At 47.1% G+C, this 20,218-nt stretch carries 11 protein-coding genes, 1 pseudogene and 1 other annotated feature; of the genes and pseudogenes, 11 read left to right on the top strand and 1 reads right to left on the bottom strand.

Going from position 1 to position 20,218, the window contains the following annotated elements; genetic code table 11:
* The first annotated feature begins 323 nt into the window (after nt 1-323).
* The 3 genes from BMW41_RS09215 to BMW41_RS09205 all read left to right on the top strand — a co-directional run bounded on the left by BMW41_RS09215 (nt 324) and on the right by BMW41_RS09205 (nt 2,992).
* Nucleotides 324-899, top strand: coding sequence for a type IV pilin protein (locus BMW41_RS09215; protein ID WP_074649827.1), 576 nt, complete (start codon nt 324-326; stop codon nt 897-899).
* Between the two features lie 391 nt (nt 900-1,290).
* Nucleotides 1,291-2,535 carry a sodium/glutamate symporter gene (gltS, locus tag BMW41_RS09210; protein ID WP_074649826.1) on the top strand — a complete coding sequence of 415 codons (1,245 nt, stop codon included), beginning with the start codon at nt 1,291-1,293 and terminating at the stop codon, nt 2,533-2,535.
* Nucleotides 2,536-2,596: 61 nt separating this feature from the next.
* The gene (locus BMW41_RS09205; RefSeq protein WP_074649825.1) at nt 2,597-2,992 is read left to right on the top strand and encodes a pyridoxamine 5'-phosphate oxidase family protein; all 396 of its coding nucleotides are present in this window, start codon (nt 2,597-2,599) and stop codon (nt 2,990-2,992) included.
* A gap of 259 nt (nt 2,993-3,251) precedes the next feature.
* On the opposite strand, the gene BMW41_RS09200 is transcribed toward BMW41_RS09205, so the two are convergent.
* Nucleotides 3,252-5,021 (bottom strand): ammonium transporter, encoded by a 1,770-nt coding sequence (locus tag BMW41_RS09200; protein ID WP_074649824.1) that lies wholly within the window; start codon nt 5,019-5,021, stop codon nt 3,252-3,254.
* A gap of 896 nt (nt 5,022-5,917) precedes the next feature.
* Between BMW41_RS09200 and gltB the strand changes: the two genes are divergently transcribed.
* The 8 genes and pseudogenes from gltB to BMW41_RS09155 all read left to right on the top strand — a co-directional run bounded on the left by gltB (nt 5,918) and on the right by BMW41_RS09155 (nt 20,141).
* Entirely contained in the window at nt 5,918-10,558 is a 4,641-nt protein-coding gene (gene gltB / locus BMW41_RS09195; protein WP_083378868.1) for a glutamate synthase large subunit, read from the top strand.
* Nucleotides 10,559-10,795: 237 nt separating this feature from the next.
* The gene (locus tag BMW41_RS09185; RefSeq protein WP_074649822.1) at nt 10,796-11,695 is read left to right on the top strand and encodes a BUD32 family EKC/KEOPS complex subunit; all 900 of its coding nucleotides are present in this window, start codon (nt 10,796-10,798) and stop codon (nt 11,693-11,695) included.
* 192 nt (nt 11,696-11,887) lie between these two features.
* Nucleotides 11,888-12,024, top strand: a sequence feature (ribosomal protein L10 leader region).
* A 45-nt stretch (nt 12,025-12,069) separates the two neighbouring features.
* Nucleotides 12,070-12,567 carry a 50S ribosomal protein L10 gene (gene rplJ, locus BMW41_RS09180; RefSeq protein WP_031474448.1) on the top strand — a complete coding sequence of 166 codons (498 nt, stop codon included), beginning with the start codon at nt 12,070-12,072 and terminating at the stop codon, nt 12,565-12,567.
* 76 nt (nt 12,568-12,643) lie between these two features.
* Nucleotides 12,644-13,021 (top strand): 50S ribosomal protein L7/L12, encoded by a 378-nt coding sequence (gene rplL, locus BMW41_RS09175; RefSeq protein ID WP_031474450.1) that lies wholly within the window; start codon nt 12,644-12,646, stop codon nt 13,019-13,021.
* Nucleotides 13,022-13,441: 420 nt separating this feature from the next.
* Nucleotides 13,442-13,726: pseudogene (locus BMW41_RS09170) on the top strand (HIRAN domain-containing protein); the annotation flags it as partial.
* Nucleotides 13,727-14,384: 658 nt separating this feature from the next.
* Complete coding sequence (locus tag BMW41_RS09165; RefSeq protein WP_083378866.1) at nt 14,385-15,536, top strand: metallophosphoesterase family protein; 1,152 nt, start codon at nt 14,385-14,387, stop codon at nt 15,534-15,536.
* Nucleotides 15,533-18,181 (top strand): AAA family ATPase, encoded by a 2,649-nt coding sequence (locus BMW41_RS09160; protein ID WP_074649820.1) that lies wholly within the window; start codon nt 15,533-15,535, stop codon nt 18,179-18,181. The genes BMW41_RS09165 and BMW41_RS09160 overlap by 4 nt, the downstream gene beginning before the upstream one ends.
* A 199-nt stretch (nt 18,182-18,380) precedes the next feature.
* Nucleotides 18,381-20,141 carry a leucine-rich repeat protein gene (locus BMW41_RS09155; RefSeq protein WP_031474458.1) on the top strand — a complete coding sequence of 587 codons (1,761 nt, stop codon included), beginning with the start codon at nt 18,381-18,383 and terminating at the stop codon, nt 20,139-20,141.
* Nucleotides 20,142-20,218 lie beyond the last annotated feature (77 nt).

The raw sequence follows: 20,218 nt of genomic DNA, 5'->3' as shown, positions 1-20,218 counted from the left end.
AAAAAAACGCTCCGCGAGGATGCGCACGCCGCTGTAAGGAAGCTGTCACCTAACGGTGACCAGCGGCGGCGCGCAAAGTCCGCTTGCGGACTTTGTTCCGCGTGAGCAACGAGTCAAAGCCTGTGCTTGCGCGAGGCCTTGGCGACTGCCGCGATAGCGAGAGAAACTCGCAATCCAATAGTGACAGAAAAAATACGAAAAAAAATATTTTGTTCTGCATATAGAAAAACCAGCAAAATAACATTAAAATATAAGTAGGAAAGAAAGGTTTTTGACGGTTGGATAGATGATCGGATTCTTGTGTGTTCGAGGGGGGATGTCAAGTGACAGATCGAGCAAAAAAAGGTTTTACGATTGCAGAGTTGTTGATCGCCGTTGCAATTATCGGCATTCTTGTTGCGGTTGCAATTCCCATTTTTAATAATCAGATGGAAAAAGCGAGAGAAGCGCATGACCTTGCGACGATGCGATCTGCGGCTTCGGCAGCGGTAGAGCTCTATTATGCGGGTGTACATGACTCGGCGAGTGCCTATGCGGCCGGTATGGACTGGAACACCGGCGGAGGCAAAGAGGGAACGAATGCGTTCGGAGCCTACGATCCCAAAACCGGGAAGTTTTATAAATCAAGAGATCTTCTTCCGGCGGGTTCCAAAACCTACGGTAAAGGTACATCGTTGGATGGTGGAACGGTATTTGAGTCCGGAAATCCCAACGGAGCCTATATAGCGACCCTGGACTACCGGAATGCCGTTTGTATGGTTTCGATGTACGTGCTGGCCGAACATCCTCATGTGGACGTTTATTGGAAATACAATGCCGGCTCGAACAAGGGAAAATATGTCGGGCTCAATGAGGGTAATAACGTTCCAAAATACTGTATGAGGATCTATATTAACTGATCGGGTGAATCGGAATGGAGCAGACGAATCAAAGCAGATGGAATGAGGTTCGCGGAATATGCGAACGTCAGAAGAGAGTCAATACTTGAACTGGAAGAAAAAGAGGCATTTCGGAAAGAATTCCGGAATGCCTCTGCTGTGCTTAATGCGATTGAAAGTTCCCATCGTTAACCGGAATACATGCAGGAATCTCCCTTTGAGAATCGTTTTTCGATAACTTCAGATCATAGCTGACCACCTTGTTGTGAATAGTAGACAGATTGATACCACAGTATTTATTAAAAACATAGATTGTTCTTGCAAAATATTGAAAAATTTATGCTTTTGGTATCTAATATGAATGACAATAATGTTGTCGGCAAAACGATCGACGGAAAAGGGGGATTTTTGTATGAAAACAGCTGTGACAGACGGCATCTTCACGATGACCTGCGATGCAGTCTTTACGACTGCAATGGCCTGCGTGCTTCTTCTGATCGGATACTGGATCAAGAAGAAAGTCCATGTATTGGAAAAATATTGTATCCCGGCACCGGTTGTCGGCGGATTTCTGTTCATGTTCATTACCTTTTTTGGGCACATGACAGGAGCTTTTTCTTTTCAGTTTGATTCTTCTTTTCAATCTCCGTTCATGCTTGCGTTCTTTACCACCGTTGGCCTCGGCGCCAGTTTCTCACTTCTGAAGCGTGGTGGCGTTCTTCTCATTATCTATTGGCTTTGCGCCGGAATCATTTCCATCTGTCAAAATGCAATCAGTATCGCTGTCAGCAAGACGATCGGCCTCGAAGCCCCGTATGCTTTACTGGCAGGAGCGATCTCGATGATTGGAGGTCACGGAGCTGCTGCGGCATATGGCTCAACCTTTCAGGAGATAGGATATGAGGCTGCCGTCGGCGTCGGCGCGGCCGCCGCGACCTTCGGACTGATCTCCGGTGTTCTGGTCGGAGGTCCGCTGGGACGTCTCCTGATCGTGAAACATCATCTGAAGCCGGAAGAAAACAATGACAGCTACGCAGGCGTCGAGAGCGTCAACGCTTCCGATGCAGCGCTGAATCTGACCGGTCTTGATATCATCAAAAACGTATCGGCACTCATCATATGCATGGCGGTCGGAACACAGATCTCCGGCTGGATCGGCACGCTGATCGGGATGTCTTTTCCAAGCTATGTCGGCGCGATGTTTGTCGCGGTAATTCTGCGGAATATCAACGAGAGAGCACATTTTTACAAATTCAGTTTTCCGCTGGCGGACAAGCTCGGCGATGTCATGCTGAATCTCTATCTGTCCCTTGCGCTGATGACACTCCGGCTCTGGGATCTGCTGGATCTCATGGGCGGTGTGCTTCTCGTGGTGGCACTTCAGGCGATCTTTATGTGCCTGGCGGCATACTTTGTGGTATTCCGGATTCTGGGATCAAACTACGATGCTGCGGTGATGTGTTCCGGACTCTGCGGCCACGGTCTCGGCGCGACTCCGAGTGCGATCGTCAATATGACTGCTGTCACCGAGGAATACGGAATGTCCCGCCGCGCCTTTATGATTGTCCCGATCGTCGGGGCGTTTCTGGTGGATATCATTTACCAGCCTCAGACGATTGCCTTTATCAAGTTCTTTGTTCAGGGATTTGCGGGATGACGGAGAAGTCCTGTAATGCATTGAAACCGGAGAGATTCATCAAAAAAAGCAGGAGGAACGCATGGAGAAAGTATTTGAGTTTCTGAAGAAAGCCGGAACATGGTATCTCGCAACCGTGGATGATGCGGGCGAGCCGCATGTCAGACCGTTCGGTGCACAGAACATTTTCGAGGGAAAGCTTTACATCCAGACCGGATTAAAGAAAAATGTTGCAAAACAAATGCTGGCACATCCGAAGGTTGCGATCTCCGGAATGGCAGATGGCAAATGGATCCGTCTGAATGCAGAGGCCGTTTTGGACGAGAGAGCGGAAGCGCAGCAGGCGATGCTGGATGCCAATCCGACGCTGAAGAAAATGTATGCGGTCGGAGACGGAAATACGGCGGTATTCTATCTGAAGAACGCAACTGCGGTGTTCTGCAGCTTCACAGAGGAGCCGGAGACGATTACATTCTAAATGTTATGAAAAAATGATAGGAGTTCGTTTGGGGAAAACGGAGTCTCCTTTTGCTTCATTGAGGTATATTCCCGAAGGTTTAGCGGTGAAACAAATGGAGTATATTTCTGAAATGGCAGACGGCTCTATGATAGACAGAACAGAAGAGGCATCCGGAATGATGATGATCCGGGATGCCTCTTCTGTTTTTGATGAGAATCTTCTCGATAAAGTTCCGCTTCGTATTCCCGGAATGAGAAATCAATATCGCTATCAGGGGTTACTCAACATCCGCAAGCGCTGCGGTGCCGATTTCACCGGTGCGGACTTTTACAACATTTTCCACGCTGTATACGAAGATCTTGCCATCGCCGATATGACCGGTATAAAGGGTTTTCTTCGCCGCTTCGACGACATCCTCAACCGGGATCTTGCTGACCACAACCTCCAGCTTGATCTTCGGAAGAAGGGTGACATCCATCTCAACGCCCCGGTACATTTCACCGGAACCCTTCTGGATGCCGCAGCCCATAACCTGTGTGACCGTCATGCCGGTGACGCCGAGATCGTTCATGGCCTTGCGGAGTCGATCATAGCGGGACAGCTTGGTAATGATGACGACCTTGTGGATTCCGGTGGAAGTCATGACCGGACCGGTGACAACCGGAACGGCTGCATTTTTCTGGGCCTCCGATGCCTGAACGTATTCGTTTACGCCCAGATCGGTGTTCTCGTTGACCGTCATATTAAGCGTGTTGGATACATCCATGATCGCAAAGCCCGAATAAGCGGATGCGAGGCCGTGTTCTGTGGAATCCAGACCGAGGATTTCTTCTTCCTCGGTGACGCGAAGACCAAATGCCGCGCGGATTGCAAGGAAGGTGATGGAGATGGTAACTGCGGTCCACGCTGCGGTGGAAAGCATCCCGATCAGCTGAATTATGAGGAGCCGAAAACCGCCGCCGTAGAACAGACCGAGCATTTCTGCGCCGGATGCGTCCGCAATGGAGTAACCCGGTGCGGTGTTGGTTGCGAACAGGCCCACTGCCAGTGTGCCCCAGATTCCGTTCAGACAGTGAACCGCCACCGCGCCGACCGGATCATCGACGTGAAGTTTATAATCCAGAAACCAGACGCCGAAGCAGACCAGAAGACCGGCAACAACACCGATGATGATGGCGCCGAAGGCGTCGGTGACGTCACACGGAGCAGTGATGGCGACAAGACCGGCTAGCGATGCGTTCAGACACATGGAGACATCCGGCTTCCCGTATTTGACCCAGGTGAAGATCATGCAGGTGACAGTTGCCAGCGCCGGGGCAATGGTGGTGGTTACAAAGACGGAGCCGAGCTGCTCCACGGATGTGCAGGCGGCACCGTTGAATCCGTACCAGCCGAGCCAGAGGATAAAGACACCGAGTGCGGCGGCAACCAGGTTGTGGCCCGGGAAGGCATTGACCTTCACAATTTTTCCGGAGGCGTCTTTTTCGAACTTTCCGATGCGGGCACCGAGGAAGGCGGCGCCGATGAGAGCAGAGATTCCGCCGACCATGTGAATACAGTTGGAACCGGCAAAGTCATGAAAGCCCATCTGTGCAAGCCAGCCGCCGCCCCAGGTCCAGTGTGCTTCCACCGGATAGATGATCGCGGAGATCACAGCGGAGTATACGCAGTAGGACAGAAACTTTGTCCGCTCGGCCATGGATCCGGAAACGATGGTCGCGGTCGTTGCGCAGAACACAAGGTTGAATACGAAGTTGGACCAGTCGAAGGCTGCGTAGTTGGTGAAAATGTCGAATCCCGGTTTTCCGACGATTCCGATACAGTCTTCCCCCAGAAACAGGCCGAAGCCGATCAGAATAAATACGACGGTACCGATACAGAAATCCATCAGGTTTTTCATGATGATATTGCCGGTGTTTTTTGCTCTGGTGAAGCCGGCTTCGCACATGGCAAATCCGGCCTGCATCCAGAACACCAGCGCGGCTCCGATCAGGAACCAAACGCCGAAAACGCTGCTGTTGACTGCACTTAAAACTGCTTCGTTCATATGCACTTCTCCCCTAAAAAAAGAGCGATGCCGCAGCGCATTCACACTCCGCGCATCTGCGCGGTGTGATGCCCCATTGCATCGCTGAAACGATAGTGATGAGCGAAACACGATTCTCGGGTTTCGCTCGTTGCCGCGGCCGGCGCCAGGGGTCCGTACATCCATGGACTTTGGCGTGTGCGCCGCAAAAAAAAGCGCCTTAGAGTGTTCTCTCTAAGACGCCCTTGCCTTTATGGCTTTGCATTCTACGCCGGAAGAAATGGTATGTCAAGTATGAATTTTGGAAATGAAGAGGTGCGGTATGTGTATAGGGAATTTTACTCATAAATATATTGTAATAACTGTTATAAGAATGGAATTATATATTTAACTATTTTCCGGCGGCTTAATCAGAGATATCAACCAAATTGCACAAACAGAGCGGAAGCACGCTGAGAAGAAAAAGAGAAATCCTGTGTCAAATGCATAAAACAGCACTTCGATTTCTGTCTGAAATCGCCAAAAATAAAGGGGGATATACATGAAAAACACGACAATTTCGAAAGATTGACACGTATATTGGACAGCTTTATACTGACCACATATTTTCAGGCGAAAGACCGGCAAGCGCAAGCGGTTGAAATGTCCGGTGTTTCTTCAAAATACAAGTATCAATTGAATCAAAGGAAAAAAGGGAGCAATGGCGTTCCGGACCGGACTCGGATTCTGCGCTGTTGCTCTCTTTTTTTACGCGGGTAACGGGCAAAAAAACTGCGCTGGCGGGAGGCCCTGGTGACTGCCGTGATGACAGGAGAACCCCGCTAAGCGTGTTTCATCTCGGCTATGCGGTTAACCCGAAAAAACGGTGATGCATGTTTCGGCTCGTCGGCGGCAGACAGCGATGGAAGGAGAGAATTATGGACAATAACACAAAGGGAAATCAAAAGGCGGACGAAGCAGACCAGAACTGCTATGTCGTTCCGGAGGCATATCGCGGGCATAATAAGTTATGGTGTCCGGTGACAGACGGTCATCCGGAGGATCTGGGGCATGACGCCTGCGGTATCGGTACCGTAGTAAACATTGACGGTCATCAGGACACGAAAGTTCTGGATGATGCGCTCAGTATCGTGGAGAAGCTGGAGCACAGAGCGGGAAAGGATGCAACCGGGAAGGTCGGCGACGGTGTCGGGATTCTTCTTCAGATCTGCCATGACTTTTTCAGCAAAGTCACCAAGAAGGCCGGGATTACGGTAGGAGAGGCCGGCGATTACGGCGTCGGAATGTTCTTTCTGCCGGAAAATGAGAAAAAGCGCAGATTTGCGAAGCGCATGTTCGAGGTCATTGCGAACAAGAACGGGCTTCAGGTTCTGGGCTGGAGACCGGTTCCTTCTCATCCGGAGATTCTCGGCAAGGTGGCGCTTGACTGCATGCCGGCGATTGAGCAGTGTTTCATTGACCGTCCGGACATCTATGAGAGAGGAATTGATTTTGACCGCCGCCTTTATGTCCTGAGACGCGAGTTCGAACAGTCCACCGAGGATACCTATATCTGTTCCCTGAGTTCCCGTACCATCGTTTACAAGGGAATGTTCCTAGTCGGACAGCTCCGCGCGTTCTATGATGACCTTCGCGATGCCGACAACAAGACGGCCATTGCCATTGTCCATTCGAGATTCTCCACTAATACGACACCGAGCTGGGATCGCGCCCATCCGTATCGTCTGCTGGCCCATAACGGCGAGATCAACACCATCCGCGGCAACATTGATCGAATGCTTGCCCGCGAGGAGACGATGCAGAGTCCGTTCCTGGAGAAGGAAGTGGAGAAGATCTTCCCGGTGGTTCAGACGAACGGATCGGATTCTTCCATGCTGGATAATACACTCGAATTCCTCTATATGAACGGCATGGAGCTTCCGCTTGCCATGACCGTTACCATTCCGGAGCCGTGGAAGCACGACCGCTTTATGGATTCCAAAAAGAAGGATTTCTATCATTACTATGCGACGATGATGGAACCGTGGGACGGACCGGCCGCGATCATTTTCTCCGACGGAGATGTGGTAGGTGCGACGCTCGACCGAAACGGTCTTCGGCCCTCGAGATATTACATCACCGATGACAATCGTCTGATTCTGGCATCGGAAGTGGGCGTACTCGACATTGACCCGAAGCATATTGTGGAGAAATCAAGACTTCAACCGGGACGCATGCTTCTCGTTGACACCAGGGAACAGCGGATCATTTCGGATGCGGAGATTAAGAAGCATTATGCGGAGAAGGCTCCGTACGGAGAGTGGCTGGACAGCAATCTTGTACATCTGGAAAAGATCAAAATTCCGAACCACAAGCTTGAGACTCACTCTCCGGAAATGAGAGAGAAGCTTTACAAGGTCTTCGGCTACACCTATGACGATGTAAAAGAAATCATTCTGCCGATGGCGCAGAACGGCGTGGAGGCAACCTCCTGTATGGGTCACGACACACCGCTTGCGGTCTTTGACCGGAAATATCAGCCGCTGTTCTATTATTTCAAGCAGCTTTTCGCGCAGGTTACCAATCCGCCGATCGACTCGCTCCGGGAGAAGGTGGTAACGGACACTACCGTCTATCTCGGTTCCGACGGAAATCTTCTTCAGGATAAGGCGGAGAACTGCAGGGTGCTGGAAATCTCCAATCCGATTCTCACAGGCGTGGAACTTCTGAAGATCAGGGAGCTGGACGAGCCGGGATTCAAGGCAGCGGTGATCTCTCTTCTGTATTATCAGACCACCTCGCTGGAAAAAGCACTGCAGCAGCTCAATATCTCTGTGGATCGTGTATGTCAGCGCGGCGCGAACATCATCATCCTGAGCGACCGCGGCGTGGACGAAAACCATGTGGCGATTCCGTCGCTTCTCGCGGTGAGTTCGGTGGAGCAGCATCTGGTTCTTACCAGGAAGCGCACCGCGGTATCGCTCATTCTGGAGTCCGCAGAGCCGCGGGATGTGCATCAGTTCGCGACGATTCTGGGCTTCGGCGCCAGAGCCATTTACCCGTACCTCGCCCACGAGTGTATCGCGGAGATCATCGAGGCGGGCATTCTTGATAAGGATACTCATACCGCCATCGAGGATTACAATAAGGCGGTTATGGGCGGAATCGTCAAGATTGCCGCCAAAATGGGCATTTCCACCATTCAGTCCTATCAGTCCGCCAAGATCTTTGAGGCGATCGGACTCAGCCAGGAGTTTGTCGACAAATACTTTACGGGTATTGTATCCAGAGTCGGCGGCATCGGGATCGAGGACGTGGCGGAGAGCGTGACCTGGAGACATGAGCTTGCATTTGACCCGATGGGGGAAAATGTGGACGCGCCGGATGCGGCATGCTTCAGCAGCAGGAATTTCTTCCGCGGCAAGGACACTGCCGAGCATCTGTACAACCCGAAGACCATCATGACCATGCAGAAGGCCGTGCAGAAGGGCGATTACAAGAAGTTCAAAGAATACACCGCGATGGTGGATGAGTCCCCGGTTCCGCACACCCTTCGCGGCATCATGAAGTTTGTGCCGAAACAGAAACCGGTGCCGATCAGCGAGGTTGAGCCGGTGGAGTCCATCGTCAGGCGATTTAAGACCGGGGCAATGTCCTACGGCGCGATTTCGCTGGAGGCACACGAAGCCATGGCCATTGCCATGAACCGCCTCGGCGGAAAGTCCAACTCGGGCGAAGGCGGTGAGGATCCGGAGCGTTTCGGAACCGAGCGCAATTCTGCCATCAAGCAGGTGGCGTCGGGACGTTTCGGCGTGACCAGTCCGTATCTGAACTCCGCAAGCGAGATTCAGATCAAGATGGCGCAGGGCGCGAAACCGGGCGAGGGCGGCCACCTTCCGGGCAAGAAGGTCTATCCGTGGATCGCGAAGACCAGATTCTCCACGCCGGGTGTCTCTCTGATCTCGCCGCCGCCCCACCACGATATCTACAGCATCGAGGATCTGGCGCAGCTGATCTACGATCTGAAGAACGCAAACCGCCGCGCCAGGATCTCTGTCAAGCTGGCTTCCGAGAACGGTGTCGGAACCATTGCCTGCGGCGTTGCAAAAGCCGGTGCGCAGGTGATCCATATCTGCGGTTATGACGGCGGAACCGGTGCCGCTCCGATGACCTCCATTCACCATGCGGGTCTTCCATGGGAACTCGGCATCACCGAGGCCCATCAGACACTGATCCGTAACGGACTCCGCAACCGGGTTATGATCGAGACGGACGGTAAGCTGATGACCGGAAGAGATGTGGTGATCGCGGCTCTTCTCGGCGCGGAGGAGTACGGTTTCGCCACCACCGCACTGGTCAGCCTCGGCTGTATGATGATCCGCGCCTGCAACAAGGATACCTGTCCGTTCGGTGTGGCGACTCAGAATGAGAAACTCCGGGCGAAATTCAAGGGAAAACCGGAGTACGTTATGAACTTCATGAAGTTCATTGCGGAGGAGATGCGTGAGATCATGGCGGAACTCGGTTTCCGGACGGTGCAGGAGATGGTGGGACGCACCGACTGTCTCGGCATTTCCGAGGAGAGAGCGTCCATCACAAAGCGCGCTTCCAAGGTGGATCTGTCGAAGATCCTCGATCCGGAATTTGCGGGTCTCCCGGAGAACGTGCGGCATTTTGATCCGGAACATGTCTATGATTTCCATTTGGAGAAGACGGTGGACGAGGCGACGCTCCTTCCGAAGTTTAAGAGTGCGATGGAGAAGCGGGAGCATCACGAGGAAAAGGTGAAAGTGTCCAGCACAAACCGCACCTTTGGAACCATTCTGGGTTCGGAGATCACCGACCGTTTTGGCATGGGCGAAAAGGGATCGGATCTTGCGGATGACACCTTTGTGGTCCATGCCTTCGGCGGGGGCGGACAGTCCTTTGGCGCCTTCATCCCGAAGGGACTTACGATCCGGCTTCACGGCGATGCCAATGATGGATTCGGAAAGGGACTCAGCGGCGGAAAACTTGTCGTTACACCGCCGAAGGACAGTGCTTTCCGCGCGAGTGAAAATATTATCATCGGCAATGTGGCGCTCTATGGCGCGACCGGCGGAAAATGCTACGTGGAAGGCATCGCGGGTGAGCGGTTCTGCGTCAGAAATTCCGGAGCGACGGCGGTAGCCGAAGGCTGCGGTGATCACGGTCTCGAGTATATGACCGGCGGCCGCGCCGTGATCCTTGGTCCGACCGGCAAGAATTTTGCGGCAGGGATGTCCGGCGGCGTGGCATACGTTCTCGATATGGATCACACACTGTATCTGAAGCTGAACAAGGATATGGTTCATTTCCAGGCGGTGACCGAGAGAGCAGACATCAAGGAACTCAAGGACATCCTGAAGGACTACGTTCAGGAGACAGCTTCCGGGCTCGGAAAAGAGATTCTGGATAATATTGACCGGTATCTTCCGAGCTTCAAGAAGATCGTTCCGAACGATTATCAGAAGGTTCTGGAAGCCGTGAACCATTTTGAAGACAACGGTTCCTCTCAGGACGACGCTGAGATGGAGGCCTTCCGGATGCTGTTCAGCTGAGAAAAGCGGGAATGGATAACGTTTGCCGGAGAGAACAGGCGGTAAACAAGATAGGAAAAGAGCAGACAGAGGCATTCTTGGGGGATTTTCCTGAGGGTGCCTCTGATGTTTTTTTCTCTGCAAGAAGATCTTCCGGTAAACTTGTAAATATTATGGAAATAAAATATTCGACAGCTCATAAAACGTGTTAATATGAATTTAGCGGTTCACCACACAAAAGCGAATGGGGGTAAATGTATGGGGGAGACGAACAGGGAACTTGCCGTCGGATATCGCAAAATACGGGATTACAAGAGCCGTACGAATACGGTCTATCTTGCAGCGCCGGTTGCGACTCCGGGAACTCTTTGCGTTGTGAAAGAATTCGGAGATTATCGGGAAGGAGAACTGGAACGTCTGCGCTATCAGGCATTTCCCAGCGGTGGATACAAGGTTCAGACAGATCTCAGCGGGACGATTGTCACCGCCGATCTGCGGGTGCCGAAGGTGATCGAATCGACACCGATGCGGCTGGTTCTGGAATATGTCTCTGGAAAGAATCTTGCGAAGATTCTCCGGCGACAGGAAGCGCTCTATAATGTCAGCGGCCTGCGCGACGGCTGGGAGGAGCCGTGGATTCTTCTGACGGAATGGGTTCAGAAATTCTACCATAAGATGCATTTTGTGCTGGACGATCTGGATCTTCATAATTTCATCTATATTGATTGCGGCGACGAGCCGATCATGTGCCGGATCGATCTCGAAGGCGGTATGGTTGAGAGCCGCGCGGAGGCGATCGGAACGCTTCTGGCGGAGATTGAGTTCTATGAGCAGAAGAGAACGCCGCTTTGCCGGAAGATTCAGAATCTTATCGTGGAGCATTCCCTGGAGTTCCTGAACGGGAAATCGCCGGAAGACGCCAGAAAGGCGGCACTGAGCCGGCTTGAGGCGGAGCGTGACCGGTCGGAGGTGGATGACAGCCTTCGGGGAGATAACCGCACGGAACGGGCGGAGCGCGCGGAAAGAAAAGCCGGTGAGGAGACGCAGACAACCTGCAGATTTGAATTTGAAGCGCAGAATTCCGATGGAACCACTTCTTCCTTATGGAAAAGTTTTTTCCGTAAAATCCCCAAAAAGCAGAAAAGCACCGTGGGATGAGATGGAACCGGATTAATGATCGGATTCTGATCTGCTGCAAGGCTGAACAGTAAGCGCTGTCCTATCGAAACAGAGAAGATGGTCCGCAAAAAAACAGAGAAGAGATGCCGTACAGAAACAGAGAACAGACGCGAAAAAACAAGATAAAAAAAGACAAAAATATGCTTGACAATCCCCATAACAGATGATATTCTACATCAGTGTTAGCTGCCGAAGACAGCAGGTGACGAAAGTCATAAGTTCGAAAGAACGCCTGCCGAGGAACACAAGATGAACGTAGATGATTACGCCTCTCTGTCTTCCTGGCAGAGAGGATTTTTTTCTTTCTTTCTCTCTTGGGCGGTTAAGAAAACTAATACAGGAGGAAAAGTTTCATGGCAAAAGTTGAATTAAAGCAGCCGGTAGTTCAGGAAATCGCTGAGTTATTCAACGGTGCGCAGACTGCAGTAGCGGTAGATTACCGTGGTCTTACTGTAGCAGAGGACACAGAGCTTCGTAAGAAGCTTCGTGAAGCAGGTGTTACCTACAAGGTATACAAGAACACTCTGGTTCGTCTGGCAGCCAAGGATACAGCTTTCGAGGCACTCGGCCCGGTACTTGAGGGACCGACAGCAATCGCTGTTTCCAAGGATGATGCTACAGCACCGGCAAGAATTCTCGCTGATTTTGCAAAGACTGCAAAGGCGCTGGAAATCAAGGGCGGTATCGTAGAGGACAAGTACTACGATGCAGCAGCAATGCAGACAATCGCTTCCATCCCGTCCAGAGAAGTACTTCTTGGAAGACTTCTTGGAAGCATGCAGTCTCCGGTTGCCAACTTCGCACGCGTTATCAAGCAGATCGCGGAGAAAGACGGCGCCGCAGAGGCATAATTCGTATTACCGCCGCATAGCGTAATTCGAACATTTAAAAACAAAAATCTAAAAATATCCGAGGAGGAAAATTAAAATGGCTAAGTTAACAACTGAAGAGTTTATCGCCGCTATTAAAGAGCTTTCCGTTATGGAGCTTAACGATCTCGTAAAGGCTTGCGAGGAGGAGTTTGGTGTATCTGCAGCAGCAGGTGTTGTAGTTGCAGGTCCGGCAGCAGGCGCTGGCGCAGCTGCTGAGGAGCAGACTGAGTTCAACGTAGAGCTTACTGAGGTAGGCGCTAACAAGGTTAAGGTTATCAAGGTAGTTCGTGAGCTTACAGGTCTTGGCCTGAAGGAAGCAAAAGAGCTCGTTGATGGCGCTCCGAAGATGGTTAAGGAAGGCGTTGAGAAGGCAGAGGCTGAGGATATCAAGGCTAAGCTGGAAGAGCAGGGCGCAAAGGTTACTCTTAAGTAATCAACCCCTTGTTGATATCTCAACAAAACTGAATCTGAATCCGGCGTGTGCCGGGTGACCGATAAAGTAAATGATCCCCCGTTGGAAGTGATTCCGACGGGGGATTTTTGTGTTGGCGGAAGATGATAAAATGGTGCAAAAATGACATAAGTAAGCGGAAAATACTGAAGAAATGACAGTATTCTAAATGACATCTATACATTTCCATATTTTTGCGCGTTTAAGATAAAAGAGTATTTAAAGAAAAAGTGAGATATTAGATGTTGGTGATTCTGAAAAGAATTAGACGTATTTTTAGTGGCGTTGTCTTTCAAATCGGATGGGAACAAGATTGTTTGAAGAAAAGAGGATGATTATAATAGTGATATAATTATATTAAATATTATTTGATTCAGGAGGGACCGTTATGACGGACGCACAAAGCAGATTGAAAAAGTGAAAGTCGAGGATGTGATCCGAATTACCAGAGATAAGGAGAATGCTTTTAATCATAATAATTTTCAGCTTCTGACAGAAAAAGGGAAGGATGTCGGGAATATGCCTGCCGAGATATGCAATGCCGTTGCTCCTCTTTACGATGGAGGAAAACTTGTGATTGAAAGCGCAGAGTTGAGTTTTGTTGAGCCGATCTCGGCAAGGAGTCGTCATGCAAAACAGGCGATCCTCTTTGTGGAGATGCATGCAAAACTGAAAACCTCGGGATAATTGCTAGTTGATATGGAACCGGTAGTTGTGACATTGCCATAGAGTGAATTTTCAAGGATCTGGGTGAGAACCAAGTTTTTGCAAAGGGTATTCTGCGATATAGAGCCATCTTCTTTATGAGGGTGGTAACTTGACAGGAATGCAGGTAAGCGTTTCTTGTACTGGCACGAGCGAGGGTGGAAAAGTCTGTATAAGTGAATTAACCAAGGCCTTCTATGACACACTGAAATTATGGCAGAAAAAGAGAGAAAGCCGATATATCATGTTTAAATCGCGCGATGGAGAATGAAATTAATACAGCGCGTGATTCCTTAAAACAAGAGGAATAGTTGACAGTATGGCAGGGGCGTCATCGAATGATACGTTGTCAGGATTTGAAGAATTGCAGTGTTATTTGTAGATAGACAGATTCTGACTATGCGGGTCATATATTATGAGTGATAGAGAAACATAAACATGCCTGTAGGGTGATTAAAAGAACTGACGTTGATGAATTGGTCTGATGTCATTCAATCCACGCAAAAGCATGAAAAAAGTTAGGAATATACGTTAAATCATACAGGAAGCTTCCTTCCATAAAGTCTGATACTGCGATATCCGCCTGCGCTTATCCATGCAGACTTGAATCTTGAACCACAATATCAATCAGAAAGGAAAAATGATGTATTTGGTTGTGAGTACATCATACAAGAAAAATATGAGGATTTGTCATTGTGCAGACTTGCACTTGGACTCTAAAATGACCACACATCTTACAGACGAACAGGCAAAGGAAAGAAAGAATGAACTGCTTCATAACTTTATCCGTCTGGTCGATTATGTAAAAACGAAGAACATCAGTGCAGTAATCATCGCTGGAGATCTATTTGATAAGAAAACCATCTCAGTCCATGCGAAGAACATCGTATTTGAAACGATAAGGGCTAACCCCAATATCAAATTCTATTATTTGCAGGGAAATCATGATTTATCCAATATCATTGAATCATTAGATGTTGTTCCGGAGAACCTGTTTACATTCAAGGACACATGGACATCTTACATTATCAATGATAATGAAAATTATAAAATAGTACTTACTGGAATCGAACTTGAAAATCAGAATAGTGCGGACGTTTATTCCACACTGTTCCTGCAACCGGAATCCTATAATATTGTAACGATGCACGGACAGCTCAGTCAGTATGGTGTTAAGGACGATGCTGAAGTGATTGACTTATCCAAACTAAAGAATAAGAATATCGATTACCTCGCGCTAGGACATATACATCAGTATCAGGATGGTAAGCTGGACGCAAGAGGGAGCTTCTGCTATCCGGGATGTCTGGAGGGGCGAGGCTATGATGAAACAGGGGATCATGGTTTTGTGGTAATCGATATTAACGAAAAGACACATTTGGCCACGCGTGAATTTATTCCATTTGCGATGAGGAAACTGTATGAAATCCCGGTAGATGTGAGTAACTGCAACTCAACAAGTGACATCATTAGAAACATTGAGGCAGAGTTGACAAATTATGAGTGCAAGGAGACGGACCTGGTAAAATTTGTACTGACCGGAGAAGCGGATGTAAAGGCGGAGAAAGACCTTTCACTGATAGTAAAAACATTTAATGGACGGTTCTATTGTGTAAGAGCGAAAGACCATTCAAAAATCGCCATCGATTATGAGTCGTATAATCTTGATACATCACTTAAAGGAGAATTTGTACGACTTATCAAGCAGGATGAAAGTATAAAGGAAGATGACAAACGAGAAATGATACGCTGTGCGCTTCAGGTTTTGAATGGGGAGGAGATTGAGTTATGAGATTAATACATGCGCATATCGATAATTTCGGGACGCTGCATCATTTCGACATTGATTTTAATTGTGGTATCAATAACATCTTTCATGAGAATGGATGGGGAAAGACAACACTTGTTACTTTCATTAAAGTCATGTTCTACGGATTTGACAATGATGGAAAGAGAAATGATATTGAAAATGAGAGGCGCCATTATACACCATGGCAGAATGGAACCTATGGTGGAACATTATCATTTGAACTCCATGATAAGCAGTATCGTATCGAAAGAGTTTTTAAATCAAAAAATCACGATTCATTTGAATTGTATGATGTGGCAACAAACCTTCCGACAAAAGACTATTCATCAAATATCGGTGAAGAAATTTTTGGAATTGATATGAAATCTTTTGCCAACACGGTATTCATTGGCCAACAGCAGGTCGGCAGTACTGAGCCAACATCTCAAATCAGTGCCAAAATAGGAAATCTTTCCAATGAGACAGCAGATATGTCGATGTATGAACCGGCAAATAATGCTCTTACTAAGAAACTGTTAAGCCTGACACCAAAACGAAATACAGGCCTTTTGGCAAAACTGGAGCCGCAGATCACAGAATTAAAGTATCAGGTAGACCAGAAGACAGTCATAGAAAATAATTACAGCGAACAAAATGCGAAGATTCAGGAGTGTAATAAAGAACTGGAATCGATTAATAAGCAGCTACGAAGCGTTAATGAGAAAAGAAACATATTAAGTGAATATCTGAATGTTGGGACAAAAAAAGAGCAGTATAACGGGCTTAAGAAAGAACTTGAGGATGCGGCAAAGGAACTGGCTGAAACAAAGAAACTGTTCCAGAAAGAAGTACCAACACAAGACGACATTGCAAGATTTTCTAAGGATGCGAACGATTACACATTAGTATCTGCAGAGGTAAAGAACGCTGTGCTAAAAGATGATGAGGTGGCACAGTATGAGAGTTTGAAGAAAAAGTTTGAAAATGGGACGCCTACACAAAACGAGCTAAATATTACTGAACAAGATATTAAGAAATTATCGGCTTTCCGAAAGGATATGGAAATCGGAAAACCGACAAATGAAGAACTTCGTCAGCTGGAGCAGATGAAAACTAGTTTTCGAAATGGAACACCAAATACTTCGACAGTAGATCAGTTAATCGATGATTGCCAGAAAATGAATGGTATCCAACAGGCACTGCCTGGTAATAAAGCAAATCTTGAAACACAGATCTTCAACATCGAGAATGCAGCTTCGAACCAGTCAAAGAAATCTGCTCCTAATATGGTACTCATCATTATTGGTGTATTAGCAGTAGTGGCAGGGATCGCTATCTATCTTGCGGCAAAGAATCCTGCCGGATTTGCAGGGGTAGCTGTTGGCGCCGTGCTGTTGATTGCTGGAGTAATGGTTGGAAATAAGAAAGAAGCAGAATCAGAAAAGAAACCAGAACTTCCGGAGAGTGTAAAAGCGCTGAAGGAAAAAATTGAACATGAAGAAATGTTCTTAAAGCAGAAAGAAAAAGAGATTACAGAGTTTGTTACGGCGTATGGAAGCGTGCCGAGACAGGATAAACTGCTGAATCAGCTATATGACCTTAAGACTGCGTCAATAAAATACAATGAATTAAATAAGAAAGTATCAGCATATAACCAAAAGAATTACGAGGATGCTGTTGAAAAGACAGTCCAGGGTATTGAAGCGGTGTTTGAAGAATATGGCATCAAGTGTGCGGAAGACAGATTTGAAGCGGAACTCTATCACTTAGAGAGTGATATCAAGACATATGTTGCGCTTGAGAATAAAGCTGCAACACAAAATGCTATTGAAGAAAAATATAGAAAAGCTCGATCGGCAATAAATGAATGGGTAGCAAAATATAGTGATAATTCGGAAACGGATCCGCTAACTCTGGTATCGGATCTGAGAAAAAATCTTGGAATTTTACAGACAAAAGAAGAGTCTTTTGAAAAGAGAAAGAAACAACTGAGTCTTTTTGAAGCGGATAACGATGTTGCTTCATTTGAAGCCCTGAAAGCTCCGGAATTTGATGAGACAATGGAGGAATTAACTGTTTCCGCAAAGTCTCTTGATGAACGAAAGACAGAATTACAAGAAATAAGAAACGTAGTTCAGAATCAGATAAAAGAGCTCGAAGAAAAATTAGAAAGTATCAGTCAGGCGGAAGATACTTATCAAGCAAAGCTCGATGAAAGAAATACTCTACAGCATCAATATGAGATAGTTGAGAAGACACAGGAATATCTTGCTAAGGCAAAAGATAGTTTCCTTGCTCATTATATGCAGCCGATGCAGACAGCATTTGATAAGTACTATACGTTACTGACAGGTGATGAATCTAATGCATATGACCTTGACGCTAACCTGAATGTGACAAAAGTTGCAGAAGGTGCTCATAGAGATATTGGCCTACTTAGCGAAGGATATAAGGATCTGGTTGGGTTGTGCAGACGAATGGCCATGATAGATGCTATGTATGAAGGAGAGAAGCCATTTATCATATTTGACGATCCATTTGTGAATTTTGATAATGAGAAAACGGAATATGGAATCAAATTCATAAACGAGCTTTCTAAAAAAAATCAGATAATTTATATGACATGCCATAACAGTAGAAAGGCATAAGTGAAGCGTCAAATGACAGCCTGTTAACTCACAATGGAGAATGAAATTATAACAGCGCGAGTTTTCTTAAAACAAGAGAAATAATTGACGTCGATGAATTGGATGGTGATGTTTAACCCAGGTCCCCGCCAGGTAAACGACTCAGCAAAAGACAAAAAAGATAGGAATATACTTTAGGCAGCATGGGAGGAAAATAAAAATGATGAGATACAGCGAAGAAGAGGGTGTGTTTTTTAGATACGAGGGAACTGATTCTGAAGTCTATATTCCTGAGGGAATACGAATAATAGAGAAAGGCGCGTTTTCAGATGTTGCGTCCATTAAAAAGATCGTTCTTCCGGAAAGCCTGGAAATAATAGAAAGTGAAGCATTCTTTAGGTGCCCATATATTGGATCAATAACCATAAAAGGGAATCCAGAAATAAAATCGAAAGCTTTTGAAGGAAGTGGAATCAGGGAATTCCGTGTAGGAAGATCGGAAACCTATTCGGTCATTGAGGGTGTGCTGTTTAATTATGATAAGACAGAGTTGTTGGCGTATCCCGCGAGAAAGAGAGCGGCAGAATATAAAGTGCCGGAAGGAGTGACAAGAATAAACAGAGATGCTTTCTGTGGGGATAATGGATATCTTTTTATTGTATATCTTCCGAGGAGCATACAAGAGATATTGAACACAGAAATAGAGAGCTGTTATTTCGATGAATATGAAGCTATGAGAGGATATGGAAAATACTTCTCTCAGGGATTGGATCACGATGAAAATTGGTATGTCCTGGATTCTTGGCATGATTATCATTTTGCATTTTATAACCGTGATCTTATACATGATCTGGGGAGCGGTATATATCTTGGAGGACCGCTTGACGATATCCCGGCGGGTTATAAAGAAGACGTGACATTTGAGTTCCTATATGCAATGCAGGCAGGGATCACAGAAATCGAAAAATATAAGGACAGTTACTTTGATTATATAAAGGAAAATGAGAATAAGTTTGCGGAAGAACTGGGAACCTTTTCCTTTGAGTTGATGCTAAGAGAAAAACTTTTATCGAAAAAACTGGTAGCAGAGTTGCTTTGTCACCCTTACCTTAAACAAAAACGAAAACTAAAAAAAACTATGTTGGAATATGTCGGAGATTATGAATTGCAAAGTAATGATCCAAACAGCACGGATGAAATCTCTCACAATGATTCAACAAAGGATGACTTTGTATTAGGGGAGACATTATGGATTCTTTCAAACGCGGGAATGGATGGGCAGTCCCGGATTGAATTTAAAACCGATAAGAAAACGGCGATCAAGGCGAGTAATGCATTTCAAACAGTTTTCAGAAAGAAATGGGACAACGAGATTAGGAAATTGACTTCTGCTTGCGAAGAAGATGTGGATGACTTCATTGAAGAGTTTTGGTATTATCGGAATCCAATTTCCGTTAATCTTGTTGAGGAGGGATTTAATATAACAATATCCCCATTGAATCTACTTTGTGACGAGAATGGGACACTCGCTCTGAATGGGGATTGCATATTAACTAGCACAATAGATTGGTTTCGGAAAGAATATCCAGACATGAAATTTGATGGGTATGTGGGATATCCTTTCTCAAATAGACAGTATGGGGAAATCACGGAGTTTTCGGTGTCATCAGAATTTGGTTGTAGTTGGCGGTTCCTAAGGGGAAAGCTTTTCCCTTCTGTGGGGGAAGCTCTTGCAAACGCTGTTGGAGAAAAAAAATTCTGGGAGGAATTGTTTGATGACTGGAGATTATATGAGGGAGTGAATTATAAGAATGTTTTGAGAGTATTTTATAACTATCAGTCATGGCTGCCTGAGGATGTGTGCGAAAAGTATATATTGTTGGCGAAAGAACATCATGTGGATAACTGTGAGGAATTAGAGAATTTTTTATCAGAGCTCAGATCAAAAGACCGGGAGAGGGAATGCGTAAAGGCTAATTAAGAATACATACGAATGATTTCACTGTCGTGAAAAAGACTATTATTCTTGGAAGTCTCAGACGATTAGCTCCTGATGAT

This window comes from [Clostridium] aminophilum (assembly GCF_900101295.1).
Classification (GTDB): domain Bacteria; phylum Bacillota; class Clostridia; order Lachnospirales; family Lachnospiraceae; genus Clostridium_R; species Clostridium_R aminophilum_A.
Note: the sequence above shows the minus strand (reverse complement) of the source record. Positions and strands in the feature narration are given on the sequence as shown.